We start from the raw sequence: 17,539 nt of genomic DNA on the forward strand, positions 1-17,539 counted from the left end.
GAAAAAAGCCACTCAAATCGAGTGGCTTTAGTATTGAATAAATTAGAATTATTTTTTCGGTGGACGAGCAGGTCTTACTTCAATTTTACTTGGAAGCGTTCTTGGATTCATTTTCAGAAGATCACCAACTAATTCTCCAATATCTTCACTTTGAATTTTCCATGCATCTTCTTTTGAAGGTTCATTGCCATTGAAATGTGTTGCAACAGATCCAGGCATAATAGTACTTACTTTAACTCCTTTGTCGCGAAGATCCAACATGATCGCCTGAGAGAAACCGGTTACAGCAAACTTACTGGCATTGTATGCAGCTCCTCCTGCGAAATAGTTCGTACCGGCAAGACTCGAGATTGTAATAATATAACCCTCAGTTTTCTTCAATGCTTCAACACTTGCTTTTACAGAATAAAATAGTCCGTTTAAGTTGGTATCTATCGTGTCTTTCCAGTCGTCTACACTTAACTCATCTACTGACCCAAAATTACCAATCCCGGCATTTGCGACAAGAACATCAAGCTGTCCCCATTTGTCCAGTAATTGCTTTACAGCTTTCTGCTGACTTTCATAACTACGTACATCTGCTTCCAGACCAAGAGCCTCATCATTCGCAGATAATTTCTTCGCAGCTTCTTCCGCAGAAGATAACGACCTGCTTGTTATAGCAACTTTATATCCCATTTTTAGAAGCGTTTCAGCAACTCCGTATCCTATACCTTTACTACCACCAGTGATTAGTGCAGTTTTATTACTTGTACTCATAATTTATTTTTTTGAAGTTTAAAGCTAAGAAAGGCCTGAAGTACTTAGAAATTTCTGGCGGTAAGATATTGTTAATTTTAAAGGTTAAATACTTAATAAAACCTATCAAAACACTTTTATAGAAATGTAAAAAAACTAACTTTGTCTGCTCAGATAGAGAGTAGGATTACACCTATATTTACCTAATTAGTACTGACCAATTTAATAGAGAAAACCTTGGAAAACATTAAAGCACAAAAGTTACTTAATAAGATTCAGCGTGACCTTATGCGCAACGGAATCATTATCAACACTATCGTAGAAGACCTTAAAGAGTTGAGAAAACTGGTAGTTGAGGAGAATATTCCACTTTTGGCAAAAGTTACAAGATTGGCTCATGAACATATTAGTGAAAATCAGGACTTCCTGATCGCTATCCCAGATGATATACCAGTTGAACTGGATGAAAATGGAGATCCTATTGAAGTTGAAACTGAAGAAGAAGAAACTGAAGTTGAGAATTCAGAAGAAATCACTGGACAGGAAAGTCTTGAGTATATGTTATCCTTAATGGCCGAACATTCTAATAAGTTGAATGAAGAAGAACTTAGAGAATATGTAAAGGCTCTAAAAGCTGATGCTGGAGAAGATTACTAAGGGTTTTGCACCTATAAACGGATCACAACTTTAGAATTAGAAATTGCTACTATAAAGAAAGAAGGAGAATTGATGAAAGAAAAAGCGAAATCTAAAAAGAAGTCGCGAATCCGCTTATTACACCAATACTACAGTTATACCGGTTTTTATTCTTTCGTTCTAGGAAGTTTAAGAAAAGCCGTTTTACCAATTGTACTATTTGTAGCTGCTTTGTGGGCGATCGATCACTTTCTCCTGGATATAGAAGACATGCTGGTGACGGTGACTGAAACCTATAGTCCGTGGCAGGTATTATCAATCTTTTTTCTATCTGAATCATTATTAGGCCTGGTTCCCCCAGAACTATTTATCGCCTGGGCAGGAAAGTCTGCTATTCCATTTTTGTACTTATCTTTACTCGCTTTAGGTTCATACCTTGGAGGAATCGTTTCTTATTGGATTGGTGTTTCAATCACTAAGATTCCAGCCGTACACAATGCACTGGAGCTTAAACTGGCAAAACATATCAAGAACACCCGTAAATGGGGAGGTTTCCTGATTATTGTTGGAGCTTTATTACCTATACCTTTTGCGATGACCAGTATCGCTGCAGGAATTATTAGATTCCCCTTTTCTAGCTATCTTATCTTTGGCTTACTTAGGTTTGCCAGGTTCTATTTGTACGCACTGGTTATATTTGAAATGGTTTAACGCTTTGTTAGAGGTTGCTTATAAACTTTTCCCAAGGTTTATGGTGAAAAGTGACTATCCCTCTACCTTGCGAGCTTGTTGAGCAAATGTTCAGCAGAACTATTAACCAAATAAATCAAAAGCTATGTCTATTCTAACAATTGTATTAAACATTTTATTACCACCATTGGCCGTATTCATGAAACATGGACTCGGAGTAACATTCCTAATAAGCTTGTTGTTAACGGCCTTAGGTTGGATCCCAGGTGTAATTCACGCGTTTCTTGTTAACGGAACGAAATAAAAATGAAAAAGACCGGCAATTGCCGGTCTTTTTTTGTCTTAATTAGTCTCTAATAACTAATCCTGATTTTCTTCCTTTTTCTCTACTAGCTTCTGCCATTTCCAGGCACTATCTAGCGCATCATCCAGAGATCTTTTCGCTTTCCAGTTTAAATGATCATTTGCCTTATTAGTATCTGCATAGGCTGCGGTGATATCTCCTTCTCTTCGACCCACTATTTTATAAGCCAGATCCTTTTCAGAAACTTTTTCAAAAGACTTAATGACCTCGAGAACTGTATTACCGTTTCCTGTCCCCAGATTAAAAACTTCGTAATTCTCATTCTCATTCTGCGATAGCAAACGTTTCAATGCTGAAACATGCGCTTCTGCTAGATCCATCACATGAATATAATCACGTATAGCTGTTCCGTCTCTGGTAGGATAATCATCGCCATATACAGATAGTTCAGATCTCTTTCCAATCGCAGTTTGAGTAATATATGGCACCAGGTTTTGCGGAGTTCCAATTGGAAGTTCCCCAATCTGTCCTGAATGATGTGCTCCAATTGGATTGAAATAACGTAACGAAATTGCCTTTAATTCCTGATTAACCTTACAGGTATCCCTAATGATCTCCTCACCTATTTGCTTTGTATTACCATAAGGAGACTCAGCTTGTTTTACCGGTGCATTCTCGGTTATAGGTAACTCATCAGCCTGCCCATAAACCGTACAGGAAGAACTGAAAATAAAGTTGGCCTTCTCCCTATTATTCAGTTCGTGCAATAAGTACACTAAGGTTGAAAGATTATTTTCATAATACAGTAAGGGATTAATTACACTTTCTCCAACTGCCTTGGAAGCAGCAAAGTGAATCACGTTTCCAATATCCGGGTATTTCTCGAAGAAATCCTTCACTACAGATTTCTCCCTGAGATCTATATTTTCAAATTCTGGTGTCTTACCGCTTATTTGAGTTATTCCACCAAGAACCTCTATAGATGAGTTTGAAAGATTATCTATAATTACAACTTTAAACCCTTCCTGTTGTAAGGCTACTACGGTATGTGATCCAATAAAACCAAGACCACCGGTAACCAGTACTTTTTTATTATTCATAATTTCAATTTACGATCGCAAAATACTAAAATTGCCACATAACAGTTATCACTACTTTATTAAATTGATCACAAAGCCTGTGCTTTAAACGAGGTCATCCATATAATATCAATTATCTTTGTTGCTCAAATTTGGCTCTATGGCTTTGAAACATAAGATTACTGTATTTAAGTGGGTTAGCATTCTGGAAGGTATTTCATTTCTGGTATTATTGCTCATCGCAATGCCTTTAAAATACATTCTGGATATGCCAGCTATGGTAAAACATGTGGGTATGGCTCACGGAGTACTTTTTGTAGCTTATGTAGTAGGGGCTTTGCTACTTATAAAACCCATGAACTGGGGACTTAAGCAGATCGCGATTATCTTTGGATGCTCATTTATTCCATTCGGACCATTTTACGTAGAGAAAAAATATCTCTAATTTCAGAAAGTGGATAACATGATCGATATTATTTGTTTTTTCGAAGACCTTTTTCTTGAATATGGAATGAACGCTGTACTGGCACAGTATCTCAATCTGTTAATCAATATTGTTGCACTAACATTCATCGTGTTTGCAGCTAATTACCTGGTCAAGCATTTTGTGATAGAAGCTATCAGTGCGTTTACCAATCGTACTAAAACCACAATAGACGACTTTCTTATTAAAAGTAATTTTCCCAGGTACGTAGGGAGGTTTCTGCCTATTTATATAGTTTACGAATTATTCCCTTTAATATTTATAGATTTCCCCAGGATCTTAGAATTCTTCTTCTATACGATGAAGATTTATATCATCATACTGGTGGTATGGATCTGTCGAAGCGTGCTTCGCTCTACAAGAAATTATCTTAAAACCAGGTCTGAGTTTAATGACAAACCACTGGAAAGTTTCAGCCAGATCATCATGATCTTTCTTTGGATCATAGGCTTAATGTTTATGTTTTCAGTAATTACTGGTAAATCTGTAATTGGCTTTGCAATATCCTTAGGTGCCGCTTCCGCAGTGATTTTACTTATCTTTAAAGATACAATCTTAGGTTTAGTTGCTTCTATACAAGTATCTGTAAATGATATAGTTAGAATTGGAGACTGGATCACGTTTCAAAAATTTGGCGCAGATGGAACAGTAACCGAAATTAACCTTGCGACGGTGCGGGTACAAAACTGGGATAATACTTATACCACGATTCCAACCTATAGTCTTATTTCAGATTCCTTTCAGAACTGGAGAGGTATGCAGGAGTCTCCTGGGAGGAGAATCAAACGTTCGGTCTTTATCAAGCAGAATTCTGTAAAATTCCTTGGACCTGAAGACATAGCCAAGCTAAAAAAAATTCAACTAATAGCTCCTTACCTGGAAAACAGGCAGTCCGAAATTGATAAGTATAACGATACAAATAATATAGATAAAAGTGTACTTATAAACGGAAGAAATCAAACGAACCTGGGAATTTTCAGGAAGTATGCAGACTCGTATTTACAGGATCATTCAGCCATCCATAAAGAGATGTATTTGATTGTAAGACATCTCGCTCCTACACCTAATGGAATTCCTCTGGAAATACTGTGTTTCAGTAGAGACAAACGCTGGGAAAATTTTGAGTATATTTCTGCAGATATTTTTGACCATCTTATTGCTGCCATTCCATATTTCGATCTTCAGTTATTTGAAGCTCCATCTGGTGATGACATCCGTAATTTTCTTTCAGAAAGATCCAATTAACAAATAAACCAAAAATGAAATTAAAACCTTTTCTACAGGGCTTCGGAATTCTTGCTGTACTAATCACCTTAATCCCGATCGTCGCTGTAGACTTTTGGTGGGTGAGAATGTTTGATTATCCACATATTCAGCTAACGTTGCTAACACTTATGGCAATTTTCGCTTACTTTTTAAGGTTTAAGATTTCAAATTGGAGGGATTATGCTTTTATGATCATCCTGGTAGGTTGCTTTATTTACCAGTTTGTGAAAATATTGCCATATACTCCTTTTGTTCCTTACGACGTTGGAAAGCCAACAGAAACGGTTGACATTCAAACGGGTATGATGTTGTTAACCTCCAATGTACTTCAGAAAAACAAAGAGAAGGCGATCCTGATCGAAGAGATGAAAAAACTTAATCCCGATGTTGCTGTTTTTACGGAAACTGATATCAAATGGGCAGATGCCTTAAAATCTGGTATTGGGAGCGATTATCCATATAAAGTTGAAGTGCCGCTTGACAATACATACGGAATGCTTTTATATTCAAAATTTAAGCTGAACAATCCTCAGGTGAAATATATCGTGGATGATAGTATTCCTTCTATTCACACTGAAATTGAACTACGTTCCGGCGCTAGGATTCAATTACACGCAATTCACCCTACTCCTCCCATGCCACAACATAACCCATCATCTTCAGATCGCGATGCTGAAATGATGAAAATTGCTCTCGAATCTATGGATTCTGATATTCCAGTTGTAGTAATAGGAGATTTTAATGATGTTGCCTGGTCTCGAACTACAAGTATGTTTCAGACTGTTGGTGAATTGCTGGACGTGAGAAAAGGACGAAGCTTCTATAATACCTTCAATGCCAAAAGTTTTATCATGCGCTGGTCACTGGATCATATATTTGTTTCTGAAGAATTTAGAGTAGAAAAAATCGGTTTAGGAGATGATGTAAAATCAGATCACTTTCCGTTTTACGCCCAGTTGTTTTTACAACCAGAACTGGCAGAAGAGCAAAAGCCAGATGAAGCTCCTGAAGATGAGATCAGAAAGGCAAAAGAACAAATTGCTGAAGAAGAAAAAGAAAATACAGAGAAAGGTCCTAATGGATCGAGTAATCAATAATTCTCCCGGTTTCTACTAAATTAAACCACAAGTATTATTTATTTTTGGATAAACAGGAATTCATGCAAAGTCAGGCTGAACGGGAACTAGAAACGATTGAAGGATCCTTCAATCAATTTTATCAAAATCTAATTGATCAGTTACCTGGTATTGGACTTGGCTTGTTGATCATAATTCTTGGTGTCCTTATTGGCATCTGGATGGGAAGATTTTTCACCAAACGAATATCTGCCAGGACTTCAGATCCTCTAATGAGTAAATTTCTTGGTAAGGCTATCAGGTTTCTTATAATCATTACTTCCATCATGTTAGCTCTGAAAGCTGCTGGCCTTGGAGGTGTTGCAACAGGTATTCTCACCGCAGCAGGAGCCAGTGCTGTTGTCTTAGGTTTTGCATTTAAGGATATAGGTGAAAACTTTATTGCAGGGATAATCCTCGCGTTTAACCGTCCATTTGATGTAAATGATACTGTGGAAATTGGCGATAACTTCGGAAAAGTGAAAGCGCTTGAATTCAGATATACTAAGCTTAAAACATTTGATGGAAAGGATGTGTACATTCCAAATAGTGATGTGTTAACCAAACCTGCAACCAATTATACTGAAGACGGATTTTTTCGATGGAGCTTTATCATTGGAATAGCCTATGAAGATAATATCGATGGAGCTAAAAGAACTGTAATGGAAGCCTTACGAAAGGAACCAACGGTCATCGAAGATGCTGAACATCAAAATTTTGTTATCGAAGATGAATTAGCGACCAGTACGGTAAATTTAAAAGTCTTCTTCTGGGTAGACACTACAGATTTCAGGATGCAGGCGATGATCACCAAAGGGAATGTAGTAAGAGCGGTAAAAGAAGCACTTGAAGACAATGGTTATTATCTACCAGCAGATATTCAGGAAATAAAATTATATGGTGGAGAGACAGATTTCCCTGTTGGGGTTTCTAATAAAAAGGAAAAAACCGACTAGTTATTAAGTCGGTCTTTTACAAATTCTATTTTATTCTTTCCATGTGGTTTAGGCTTACCATCGTCTCCTAGAGCTACCATAACTATACGATCTACGGTAATAATGGTTTCTCTTGTCATTTTATTTCGAACTTCACATTGAAGCGTAAGAGAAGCAGTTCCGAATTTTATCACCTCAATCCCTATTTCTACTATATCACCCTGGTGAGCAGAACTTCTAAAGTCTATCTCACTCATATATTTAGTGACGGTCTTGGGGTTTTCTAATTGAACTATACTATATAAAGCACATTCTTCGTCTATCCACTCTAACAAACGGCCACCAAATAAAGTTCCGTTTGGGTTCAGGTCTTCAGGTTTAATCCATTTTCTGGTATGAAATCTCATATTTTTATTTTGAAGATAATTAAAAAGACCCGCTAAATTACGGGTCTGTAATAGAATTAGCATATTCTCAAAAAACTAAAATCAATTTATAATTTTTTCAGAAAATGAATTATAAAATATGATTATAAGAATTGCTGTGCCACATTAATGATCTCGTCATGATCAAATGCCAGTTCTATATCAGGCAGGTCTTCAACCGCAACCCATCTGGCATCCTGAGCATCATCGGACGGAGTTAGATCTTCTTCGCAAAAGATCCTACTCAGGAATGCTATTGAAATTGTATGACCCCTAGGATCACGACCTGGATTACCGAAGGCCTGTACCTGTTCCATACTTTTAACAACCACACCGGTCTCCTCTTTCAGTTCTCTTTTTGCTGCAGTTTCCAGGTCCTCCCCTTCATCTACAAATCCGCCAGGCAGAGCCCATTGATCTTTAAATGGCTCATTGTTACGCTGAATCAATAAAACCTTAAATAAATTATTTGTTTTACAGAATACGACGCTGTCAACTGTTACTGCTATCTTATTATCTGCCATAAATTTTATTTTATATAGACTGTTTTCTTATTTACAAATTCCTGAATACCGTCTACTGAAAGTTCACGACCGTAACCTGAAATTTTGGTACCTCCAAATGGCAGTCGAGGATCACTTTTAACAAGCTCATTGACGAATACTGCTCCATCTTCGAATTCTGGAATTAAATACTTCGCAAAATCCATATCCTCTGTAAAAATTGAGACCCCTAAACCAAAATCTGAGCTATTTACAAGATCTATCGCTTCTTCCGCAGTTTTAAATCTGGTAATACCAATTGCCGGTCCAAAGGTTTCTTCTTTAAATACCGCCATTTCCTTAGTCACATGATCCAGTACTGTAGGCTGCATATAAGCTCCATCTCTTACACCACCAATGAGAATATTGGCTCCGGCATCCACAGAGTCTCTTATCTGTTTTTCAAGATCTTCCGCGAGATCCACTCTGGCCATGGTACCAATAAACGTATCCTCGTGCATAGGATCTCCACTTTTGAGTTCCTTTACTTTATCAACATACTTTTTTGTAAATTCTTCTGCGATATTTTCCTGAAGAATAAGTCTCTTTCCTGCAATACAGCTTTGTCCTGTATTTTGAAATCTTGCATGAATACAGGTTTCAACCGCAGCGTCAATATCTGCGTTGTCGAAAACTACCAGTGCATTACTACCCCCTAATTCCAGTACAGATTTTTTTATCTCACTACCAGCGGTGGAAGCCACGGCAGCTCCTGCAGGCTTGGAACCTGTTAGAGTAACTGCTTTTATTCTTTTATCCTTTATGACAGCATCAATCTTGTCACTTCCTACCGTCATATTCTGGAAGCAGAATTTAGGGAAACCAGCGCTCTCAAATACCTTCTGAATATTATTTGCAGAGCGCATTACGTTGCTGGCATGTTTGAGAACACCTATATTACCAGCCATCAAAGCGGGAGCAGCAAATCTAAACACCTGCCAGAATGGGTAGTTCCAGGGCATAACAGCCAGAACCACTCCAATAGGCTCATAACTTACATAACTCTTTTGAGCATCTGTATCTATTAGCCTGTTAGCAAGATGTTCTTCGGCATGCTTGGCATAATATTCACAAACCCAGGCACATTTTTCAATTTCAGAGATGCTTTGAGAAATTGGCTTCCCCATTTCAAGTGTTATATCCCGAGCATATTCCTCCTTATTGGCCTTGAGCTCTTCCGCAGCATTTTTCATAAATTCTGCACGTTCACCCATGCTGGTTTTTCTCCAGAGTTTATATCGCTGCTGGGCATTCTCTAAAACTTCATCGATTTGTTCTTTAGAGAGCTCTTCAAATTTCTCAATGGTCTCACCGGTATATGGATTCTTGGATTCAATCATGATTTTCCTTAGCTTTTATTTTAAATATAAGAACTTGAAGGTGTCTCCCAAGTTCGATTAAGAAGGATTTAACTCGCAGTTGTTTATAAACGGTTTACAACTAAGGTGATGGCATAGAGCTTGAGACATCTCTATTGCATATATTTAATAAAACTTACTTGCCATGAATCCTAGAGACATTAAATTACTGGAACTCAGGCCCGAGATTCCTTCTGCTAGAATTACTGATAATATGAGCGAAGAAGAACGTTTTCAAAATAAAACGCTTCGTCCTATTGCTAAACTTCAGAATGATCTAATCCTGGCTATGTTTAGAAATTACATCAAAAAGCACAAAAACAAATTTTACGAATTGAAACTGGATCGTAGATTGATCTACGTTGAAACTGCAATTCAGAAGGATATAAAATTCAGAAACAGTTTAAAAGGTGCGATCATCGGACAGTTTACTATCCAAGAGTACGATACATATATCATCAATAGTTCAGCATTGAACAAGCGAATGATGAATATTGTTCGTGAAAGAATACAGAGTAGTATTCAACTACTAGAAAAACATGACGTAGCGTACTAGGAAGCCTACGATTACCGTGATAGTAAAACTCATAAGCGTTCCAACCAGAACATATTCGGTCTGTTTCCTGGCTCCAGTTTCAGCCTTATCACTAAACCTAAGAATCGATTTTGCGGCTATCAGGAATCCTATTGCTGAAAAATTATTGGTGAGAATAAACGTGAGCACAAGAATTCTTTCAAAAATTCCAATATAACGGCCAGCTGCATCGAGACTATTTTTCTGCAGATCATCTTTGACTTCTGTTTGCCAGCGACTAGTAGCTTTTCCAATTAAAAATCCAGAAGGAAAGATCACAAGAAGATATCCCATGATGACTGCAAGGATTGAAGTCGAATTGATCATTTCCTGCAAAAATAAGATCACGTTTTTGAAATTATCTGTGAGATAAAGCCAGGCAAAGATGATAGCTATTAAGTGAAATAGCTGATCCAGCACGAACATTTTTAGGGTATCTTTTCCAGACTGTAGTTTCCATAAATCTACAATAAAATGAGTCACACCTATAAATATTGCAATATACCAGAGTTCAGGATCTGCCAAGAAGATAAATGTTAGAATCCCTGCTACGATCGAATGTAGGTAGAGGAAGCGTGATCTGCCTTTTTTCCTTCTTTTATGCTCCACCCATTTAGTAGGTTGCAGTACAAAATCGGTTACTACATGTGCCAGTAATAGTTGTAAAAGAATTAAAATACTATTCTCCATCTATAAAATGTTGTTTCATTACTTGTTCGTATCGCTCTATCAATCCCAGGATAGCATCCCAACCTGCAGCTTTTTTACGCTGATTAACGGCTGACTGACTAATACCCAATGCCTCTGCAATTTCAATCTCCTTCATTTCCTTTAGCAGATAATATATAACTTCTGCTGAAGCACTACTCCATTTATCGGTAATGGTATCGAATAATAAAAATACGTTATCAAATTCATTGTTCACCTCCTCAATTCCAGTTTTCAGTATCATTTTCCTGCCGGTCTTTTTCATTTCATCCAGGGTTCGACCAGAGAATTGAAAAGCTTCCCCATTTGATTCCATGATCGAATCTCTTTCAAATTCTATCTCTCCTATACCTATTGAAATTCTTAAATCAGCTTCGATACGGTAGGAATTAGAATCAACAGCTTCCTGGGATCGTAATTTATTAACAGCAGTCTTAATTCTTAAAGCACTTCGAAAAGAAGAAACAGGATTAATTATACCTTGTAGACTATCACCTCTATACAATTCGAATTTAGAATTCTTATACTTGGTTTCAATTCCCTCTATCTCTTCCTTGAGAATATCAAGAACCTCGGTAAGTAATTCACCTGAATATTTTGAGGAATTAAGCAAGTCGGCGGTGATAACTGCAATCATATACTTTATTATAAAATAAGCTCAAGGGCTAATATAGTAAATATATAAGTAAATAGACTTATTTATACTGATGCGCGTATTAAATATTTGCTAATTGCTCGGCTATGACTATTAGCTTAATTAATTTTAATTCCAATCATGAAATTAAATAAAATGGTAGCTAATAAAGCAGAATTATTCAACAAATGTCTCGATACGGTAAATAGACAAATCGAAAAATATCAAAATGAAATGGACCAAATTAAGCAGTCCATGGAGAACAATGATGCTCATACAGATTATGATGAGGACGATAGCAAAGGGCAATTACTCGGTGACTTCGAAAAGTATGCGGAATACCTGGATAATTCACGGAAAATGAAAGAAAAACTAAGCAAAATTGATCGTAATCATTACACGGAAGCTATTGATTTTGGGAGTATTGTAGAAACCAATGAGAACTATTACTTTATATCTGCCGCTCTAGGTAAAATTGAAATGGAGGAAGGTAGCTCAGTTTACGCAATTAGTACGGATGCTCCAATTTTCAGTGAAATGAAAGGTAAAAAAGCGGGTGATAAATTTTCATTCAACGGCAAAGAACAGGAAATAAAAGAAGTTCATTAGAAACTTCTTATTCCGGGTATTCGATCCTGAGATGGTAGATGTTTTTCAACTTCCGTTTCAGGATCTTTTTTATGGTCTGGATTTCTTTGAACGTAATATTAGAGTTTAAAAACTGACCTTCATCCATTTGCTTATCGATGATCTTTTCAACAAAACTATCGATAAGGACAGCGGTTGGTTCCTTCAAACTTTTACTCGCAGCTTCTACACTGTCACACATCATCAGGATGGCTGTTTCCTTACTAAAAGGAATTGGACCAGGATATTTAAAGTCATCTGGAGCAGCATTATCATTACTTTCCATTTCCTTTTTATAAAAATAGTAAACGGTACTGGTTCCATGATGAGTTCGAATAAAATCGATCACTCTATCTGGTAAATTGTTCTTTTTCGCGATCTCAATTCCTTTAATCACATGCTCAATAATAATTTGTGCACTTTCTCTAGGTGAAAGCTCATCATGGGAATTAACAGATGTAGTTTGATTTTCTGTAAAATATGTTGGATTGTGCATTTTTCCAATATCATGGTATAGCGCTCCTACCCTTACCAGCATTGCATTTGCCTGAATTTCATTTGCGGCAGCTTCGGCAAGATTTGCAACATTTAAACTATGATGGAATGTTCCTGGTGCTTTTTCAGCCAGTTGCTTCAGTAATTTAGAATTAGTATCTGAAAGTTCCAGAAGTGACATATCCGATACCATTCCGAAAATCTTTTCATACACATATATAAGAGGTTGAACGAACAAGGTTGCCAGCCCACCAAGTAGAAAAGTCAGAAACACTTCAGCACTAATATCATCGACTGTTCCTTCCTGAATGATCGTAAATGCGAAGTAGGCAATAATATAAACTAGCGTGATCTGCCCTACTGATATGAACAGGTTCGCTCTTTTATAAAGTTCACTAATGGTTAAGATCGTTACAATACCAGCTATGATTTGTAAAAACATATACTCATAGCTGTTTGGGACTATAAATCCTATAAGAAGCACTGTTATTACGTGCGTAAACAACCCAAGTCTTGCATCAAAAAAGGCTTTCAAGGTAAGCGGAAGAATACATAAAGGCACTACATAGACGTAGTTGATGTCAAAATTTATTACCAGGGTGGTAAGCATGACCATAAAAATGATGTTGAAAAATATGAAAGTTACCTTCACATTATTTTCAAATATACTGGTACGATACTTACGCATGAACAATAGCAACATGAGTAAAGCCAGCGCCACCAGCGTACTGTAACCAACGATAATCCAGTTATAATTTGTCTGGCTCCATACCTGTGATTCATACTCAGCTTTCAGTGATCTAAGGATATGGTATTTATTACCTTCAACCACTTCACCCTTTGCTATAATTCTGCTTCCCTGTTCTATAATACCGCGAGTATAACTTATATTATTCAGCTTACTCTGTAGCTCTTTCTGGGTTAACTCGTTATTAAAAGTTACGTTGGGCTCTACGGAATTAAAGAAGACCTCAAGCAATTCGGTTTTAAAAGAACTGAATCCTGCACTGCTAATCTCCTCACTAAGAAAACTGCGAATCTGACCCTGTTTCAGAATACGACTATATTCAACTTCTGAAGCTTCATTACCTTTCAGTAAATATACCAGCTGATCAGGTTCTAATCGTTCACTTTCCTGTAGGAGTCCGAACTGGTAGATCTTACCAACCGTTTTCTGAACAAAATTATCAACAATGGTTTCATAAACCCTTAAAGTAGTGTCAGCAAAGACATTATTGACCTCTTGAAGAGCATCATTTTTTACTCGCTCCTCTTTTTCGGCATCAAAATTATAGTAAGGGATATGAGCCTTCTGGATTTCCTGCTGTTCTGCGGAAATTTCCTCATCGGTTTTTAATATGGCAAAATCAAATGGAGCATATAAATTCTCATACTGCCACGGTTTCCCCTTCGGAATATCGTACTTGAATTTACCTCCTTTTGGTAGTAGGTAAACGATCAAAACTGAAGTAAGTATGAATAGGAAAACTTTATAAAAAAGTGCCTGATTCTTGTAAAGCCTGTTTACGAAATCGCTCATATATATTGAGGTAATGCTCAAATGTAGTAAAAATAGGGCTCATTGAGCTTAGGTTATTAAATTCCTTATAAAATCACTAACTTCGCCACACTCGAAATAATAAGATTTACATATATGAATAAAGAAGTAGTTATAGTAAGCGCTGCGAGAACTCCAATTGGTAGTTTTCTTGGTAGCTTATCCAGCATTCCTGCAACTAAATTAGGCTCAATAGCCATTAAAGGTGCTCTTGATAAAATCAATCTAAAACCTGAAATGGTTCAGGAAGTTTTGATGGGTAATGTTGTACAGGCCGGTAATGGTCAGGCACCCGCAAGACAGGCATCACTTGGTGCCGGAATTCCTGATTCTGTTCCATGTACTACAGTAAATAAGGTATGTGCCAGCGGTATGAAAACAGTAATGCAGGCAGCTCAATCTATTATGCTTGGTGATAACGATATTGTTGTTGCCGGTGGAATGGAAAATATGAGTTTGATCCCTCATTATGTTCACATGAGAAATGGGAAGAAATTTGGACCTGCTACTTTGGAAGACGGAATGCAAAAGGATGGTTTAGTAGACGCCTACGATCATAATGCAATGGGTGTTTGCGCCGACTTATGTGCTTCTGAACATAACTTTTCACGTGAGGATCAGGATGATTTTGCTAGAAAATCTTACGAAAGATCTGCTCAGGCCTGGAAGGATGGGAAATTTGACAATGAAGTAGTTCCTGTAGAGGTTCCTCAAAGAAAAGGTGACCCTGTAATCGTAAATGAAGATGAAGAATTTAAGAATGTTCGAATGGACAAGATTTCTTCTTTAAGACCTGCTTTTTCTAAAAATGGAACAGTAACCGCTGCAAATGCATCTACCATCAACGATGGTGCTGGTGCTGTAGTTTTGATGAGCCGCGAAAAGGCTGACGAACTTGGACTAAAGCCTTTAGCTACAATCAAAAGTTTTGCTGATGCTGCTACAGAACCAAAGTGGTTTACTACTGCTCCATCCAAAGCTTTACCTAAAGCTATCGAGAAAGCTGGAATTAGCCTTGATGACGTTGATTTCTTTGAGTTTAATGAAGCCTTTGCCGTAGTTGGACTTGCGAACATGAAGATCTTAGGATTATCAGACAAGAATACAAACGTTAACGGTGGTGCAGTATCGCTTGGACATCCACTTGGATGTAGTGGAGTTCGTATTCTAATCACGCTACTAAACGTACTGGAACAAAATAATGGAAAAATTGGTGCCGCAGCGATTTGTAATGGTGGCGGTGGAGCATCAGCAATGGTTATAGAACGTCATTCATAAGTCAAGTTTTTGTAGATGCAATATGGAATTTGCCATTTAAGTATTGTTCCGCTTAGAAATTCATCATCTGCAGAAGGTGAAATGGTTTCTCAAATTTTGTATGGTGAACACTTCAAGATTCTTGAAAGAAGAGCACACTTCAGCAAGATTAGAAATTCTCATGACAGCTTCGAAGCCTGGATTGATAACAAGCAATATAGAATGATTGAAGAATCTGACTATCAAAAATTAGATAATCAGACTCTTCAATTATCCTCAGACCTTATCGAATTTATTACAGATGAAAAAGGTTTGCTTATGCCCATAGTTTTGGGTAGTTCAGTTAGATTTTCATTGCAGCTGAATCACAAATTCGAAGGAGAATATGATAATGCTTCCGAACGCACAAAGTCCGACCTTATTATTACAGCCAGCTTATATATTAACACTCCTCAAACTTCTGGTGGTAGAACTCCATTCGGAATAGATGCAGCTGGTTTTACTCAGGCTGTATATAGAATTAATGGATATAAACTGGACAGGGAAGCTGCTTCACAGGCTAAACAAGGAGAAGCTCTTAGTTTTATTGAAGAAAGTGAACCCGGAGATTTGGCATTTTTCGATGATCACGATGGAGTTATTAACCATGTGGGAATGATGATGCAGGACAACTATATCATTCATGTAGATGGAAAAGTTCGAATTGACAGAATAGACCATTCAGGAATTTTTAGTACAGAACTTCAAAAGCATACTCACAAACTGCGTGTGATTAAAAAGATCATCTAGTTGCATTAACTCTCACTAAATAATGATATAAAAAAACCCGCTGAAATTTCAGCGGGTTTTTTGTGTGATTAGTTAAATTGATTATAACCTATCCTTTAAAGCATCTGCTTTTTCTTGTTGATCAAGATTGGTATATAAATTCATCGCTGTTTTAACGATCTCCTTATTTTCTGGATCTACTTCCATAGCTTTTTCAAGGTATGGTAAAACCTTTTTGTAAAGGTCTTTTCTTTGAGCATCAAGTTCATCATAACGGGCATTATCCTTTTTGCTCATACCAAGATTGTTCATCTCATCGATAAGTGCTCTCTCCTCACCTAACATTGCAGCAACCATATTGATTCTTGCTTCATTGTATTCTGAATCGATCTCTAATGCAGTTTTATAACTTTCTACAGCCTTTTCAGTATTATCAATTTCAGCATACATCAATCCAATGTTGTTGTATACACCAGGGTTGGATTTATCCATGTTTCCAGCTTCTTCCAGGATTGAGATAGCTTTTTCCTTCTCACCCATCTGGTAGTACATATTTGCTTCTGAAAGTAATAGATCTACATCATTCGGGTTTGCAGCTTTTGCAGCGTCAATAGATTCGATAGCCTTATCGTATTGCTCCTGGTTAATATAAATTCTGGCAACTAAGGAAGCAATCTCTCCTTTTTTAGAAGGAATTGGTTCTACTTTGGGATCCTTATATTGTCCTGTCTTTACCATAAGATCCATTTGTTCTTTAGAACCCATGTTCTCTTTTTCCCCAGTTTCAATATTTACGGCAGTATAAGACTTACCGGAACCATCGTAACCAAGATCACTTAGTTCTTCAAGATATTCAACAGCCTTACCATATTCCTGAGCATTCACTAAATTGTTAGCAGCATAATATAGATATACAGTATCCTGTTTGCTTATTTGGTAGCTTGTGTATAATTTATCTGCTGCCGACTTGTAATCTTCTTTCCCCTGGTCTTCAATTGCAGAGTTAATAAGATCATTCTTCATTTTAGTCAGTGCTGCGGAAGCATCCTCGTTTCCAAGCTCTACCGCTTTAGCGTAAGCCATAGCTGCTGTTTGCACATCTTCATTCGTAGGATTTCCAGAAGAATAAGCTTTACCTTTATATAGGTAAAATCTCTCTTGCCATTTATCGTTTAATTCGGAAAGATTTGCTTCAGCAACTTTTAGCTGAGCCTTAGCTTCAGTAAAGTTTTTGTCCTCAATAGCGTCTTCCGCATTTTTAACCTGGTCCTTCTGTGCGAACGTCGTCATGGTTAGAAATGACACAGCCGCAGCCGTTAAGATATTCGTTTTCATTGTTGTTTTGG

The 17,539-nt window shown here is 37.2% G+C and carries 20 protein-coding genes; 11 read left to right on the forward strand and 9 right to left on the reverse strand.

Features of this window, described 5'->3' with window-relative positions; genetic code table 11:
• Nucleotides 1-48: 48 nt before the first annotated feature.
• Nucleotides 49-759 (reverse strand): SDR family oxidoreductase, encoded by a 711-nt coding sequence (locus T8I65_RS08465; protein WP_322300280.1) that lies wholly within the window; start codon nucleotides 757-759, stop codon nucleotides 49-51.
• A 216-nt stretch (nucleotides 760-975) separates the two neighbouring features.
• Here T8I65_RS08465 and T8I65_RS08470 point away from each other — a divergent pair, with 216 nt between their 5' ends.
• The 3 genes from T8I65_RS08470 to T8I65_RS08480 all read left to right on the forward strand — a co-directional run bounded on the left by T8I65_RS08470 (nucleotide 976) and on the right by T8I65_RS08480 (nucleotide 2,368).
• The gene (locus tag T8I65_RS08470) at nucleotides 976-1,395 is read left to right on the forward strand and encodes a hypothetical protein (protein WP_322300281.1); all 420 of its coding nucleotides are present in this window, start codon (nucleotides 976-978) and stop codon (nucleotides 1,393-1,395) included.
• Nucleotides 1,396-1,467: 72 nt separating this feature from the next.
• On the forward strand, nucleotides 1,468-2,085 hold the full coding sequence (locus tag T8I65_RS08475; protein WP_322300282.1) for a YqaA family protein: 618 nt from the start codon (nucleotides 1,468-1,470) through the stop codon (nucleotides 2,083-2,085).
• Between the two features lie 124 nt (nucleotides 2,086-2,209).
• On the forward strand, nucleotides 2,210-2,368 hold the full coding sequence (locus T8I65_RS08480; protein WP_141877795.1) for a YqaE/Pmp3 family membrane protein: 159 nt from the start codon (nucleotides 2,210-2,212) through the stop codon (nucleotides 2,366-2,368).
• A 56-nt stretch (nucleotides 2,369-2,424) separates the two neighbouring features.
• Here T8I65_RS08480 and galE read toward each other — a convergent pair whose 3' ends face one another.
• On the reverse strand, nucleotides 2,425-3,468 hold the full coding sequence (gene galE / locus T8I65_RS08485) for a UDP-glucose 4-epimerase GalE (protein WP_322300283.1): 1,044 nt from the start codon (nucleotides 3,466-3,468) through the stop codon (nucleotides 2,425-2,427).
• Between the two features lie 139 nt (nucleotides 3,469-3,607).
• On the opposite strand from galE, the gene T8I65_RS08490 reads away from it, so the two are divergent.
• The 4 genes from T8I65_RS08490 (at nucleotide 3,608) to T8I65_RS08505 (ending at nucleotide 7,268) form a co-directional block, all read left to right on the forward strand.
• Nucleotides 3,608-3,892, forward strand: a complete 285-nt coding sequence (locus T8I65_RS08490) for a DUF3817 domain-containing protein (protein WP_295180799.1) — start codon at nucleotides 3,608-3,610, stop codon at nucleotides 3,890-3,892.
• Between the two features lie 18 nt (nucleotides 3,893-3,910).
• The gene (locus T8I65_RS08495; RefSeq protein WP_322300284.1) at nucleotides 3,911-5,176 is read left to right on the forward strand and encodes a mechanosensitive ion channel family protein; all 1,266 of its coding nucleotides are present in this window, start codon (nucleotides 3,911-3,913) and stop codon (nucleotides 5,174-5,176) included.
• A 14-nt stretch (nucleotides 5,177-5,190) separates the two neighbouring features.
• Entirely contained in the window at nucleotides 5,191-6,294 is a 1,104-nt protein-coding gene (locus T8I65_RS08500) for an endonuclease/exonuclease/phosphatase family protein (RefSeq protein WP_322300285.1), read from the forward strand.
• A gap of 62 nt (nucleotides 6,295-6,356) precedes the next feature.
• Nucleotides 6,357-7,268 (forward strand): mechanosensitive ion channel family protein, encoded by a 912-nt coding sequence (locus T8I65_RS08505; RefSeq protein WP_322300286.1) that lies wholly within the window; start codon nucleotides 6,357-6,359, stop codon nucleotides 7,266-7,268.
• Here the strand turns inward: T8I65_RS08505 and T8I65_RS08510 are convergent.
• The 3 genes from T8I65_RS08510 to T8I65_RS08520 all read right to left on the reverse strand — a co-directional run bounded on the left by T8I65_RS08510 (nucleotide 7,265) and on the right by T8I65_RS08520 (nucleotide 9,554).
• Nucleotides 7,265-7,654 (reverse strand): acyl-CoA thioesterase, encoded by a 390-nt coding sequence (locus T8I65_RS08510; RefSeq protein WP_322300287.1) that lies wholly within the window; start codon nucleotides 7,652-7,654, stop codon nucleotides 7,265-7,267. The two genes, T8I65_RS08505 and T8I65_RS08510, sit on opposite strands and share 4 nt — an antisense overlap.
• 122 nt (nucleotides 7,655-7,776) lie before the next feature.
• Nucleotides 7,777-8,196 carry an NUDIX hydrolase gene (locus T8I65_RS08515; RefSeq protein ID WP_322300288.1) on the reverse strand — a complete coding sequence of 140 codons (420 nt, stop codon included), beginning with the start codon at nucleotides 8,194-8,196 and terminating at the stop codon, nucleotides 7,777-7,779.
• A gap of 5 nt (nucleotides 8,197-8,201) precedes the next feature.
• Nucleotides 8,202-9,554, reverse strand: a complete 1,353-nt coding sequence (locus T8I65_RS08520) for an NAD-dependent succinate-semialdehyde dehydrogenase (protein ID WP_322300289.1) — start codon at nucleotides 9,552-9,554, stop codon at nucleotides 8,202-8,204.
• Between the two features lie 163 nt (nucleotides 9,555-9,717).
• On the opposite strand from T8I65_RS08520, the gene T8I65_RS08525 reads away from it, so the two are divergent.
• Nucleotides 9,718-10,128: a glyoxalase gene (locus T8I65_RS08525; RefSeq protein WP_322300290.1), complete on the forward strand. Its 411-nt coding sequence runs from the start codon at nucleotides 9,718-9,720 to the stop codon at nucleotides 10,126-10,128.
• Here T8I65_RS08525 and T8I65_RS08530 read toward each other — a convergent pair.
• Complete coding sequence (locus tag T8I65_RS08530; RefSeq protein ID WP_322300291.1) at nucleotides 10,102-10,836, reverse strand: DUF3307 domain-containing protein; 735 nt, start codon at nucleotides 10,834-10,836, stop codon at nucleotides 10,102-10,104. The two genes, T8I65_RS08525 and T8I65_RS08530, sit on opposite strands and share 27 nt — an antisense overlap.
• On the reverse strand, nucleotides 10,826-11,491 hold the full coding sequence (locus T8I65_RS08535) for a hypothetical protein (protein ID WP_322300292.1): 666 nt from the start codon (nucleotides 11,489-11,491) through the stop codon (nucleotides 10,826-10,828). Before T8I65_RS08535 ends, T8I65_RS08530 begins: the two co-directional genes overlap by 11 nt.
• 138 nt (nucleotides 11,492-11,629) lie before the next feature.
• Here T8I65_RS08535 and T8I65_RS08540 point away from each other — a divergent pair, with 138 nt between their 5' ends.
• Nucleotides 11,630-12,097: a transcription elongation factor gene (locus T8I65_RS08540; RefSeq protein WP_322300293.1), complete on the forward strand. Its 468-nt coding sequence runs from the start codon at nucleotides 11,630-11,632 to the stop codon at nucleotides 12,095-12,097.
• A gap of 7 nt (nucleotides 12,098-12,104) precedes the next feature.
• Here T8I65_RS08540 and T8I65_RS08545 read toward each other — a convergent pair whose 3' ends face one another.
• Complete coding sequence (locus T8I65_RS08545; RefSeq protein ID WP_322300294.1) at nucleotides 12,105-14,150, reverse strand: HDIG domain-containing metalloprotein; 2,046 nt, start codon at nucleotides 14,148-14,150, stop codon at nucleotides 12,105-12,107.
• A gap of 114 nt (nucleotides 14,151-14,264) precedes the next feature.
• Between T8I65_RS08545 and T8I65_RS08550 the strand changes: the two genes are divergently transcribed.
• Together T8I65_RS08550 and T8I65_RS08555 are read left to right on the forward strand one after the other, a co-directional pair.
• Complete coding sequence (locus tag T8I65_RS08550; RefSeq protein ID WP_322300295.1) at nucleotides 14,265-15,446, forward strand: acetyl-CoA C-acyltransferase; 1,182 nt, start codon at nucleotides 14,265-14,267, stop codon at nucleotides 15,444-15,446.
• 15 nt (nucleotides 15,447-15,461) lie between these two features.
• On the forward strand, nucleotides 15,462-16,214 hold the full coding sequence (locus tag T8I65_RS08555; RefSeq protein WP_322300296.1) for an NlpC/P60 family protein: 753 nt from the start codon (nucleotides 15,462-15,464) through the stop codon (nucleotides 16,212-16,214).
• A gap of 81 nt (nucleotides 16,215-16,295) precedes the next feature.
• On the opposite strand, the gene T8I65_RS08560 is transcribed toward T8I65_RS08555, so the two are convergent.
• Complete coding sequence (locus T8I65_RS08560) at nucleotides 16,296-17,528, reverse strand: tetratricopeptide repeat protein (protein ID WP_322300297.1); 1,233 nt, start codon at nucleotides 17,526-17,528, stop codon at nucleotides 16,296-16,298.
• Nucleotides 17,529-17,539 lie beyond the last annotated feature (11 nt).

The organism is Christiangramia sp. OXR-203 (assembly GCF_034372165.1).
Taxonomy (GTDB): domain Bacteria; phylum Bacteroidota; class Bacteroidia; order Flavobacteriales; family Flavobacteriaceae; genus Christiangramia.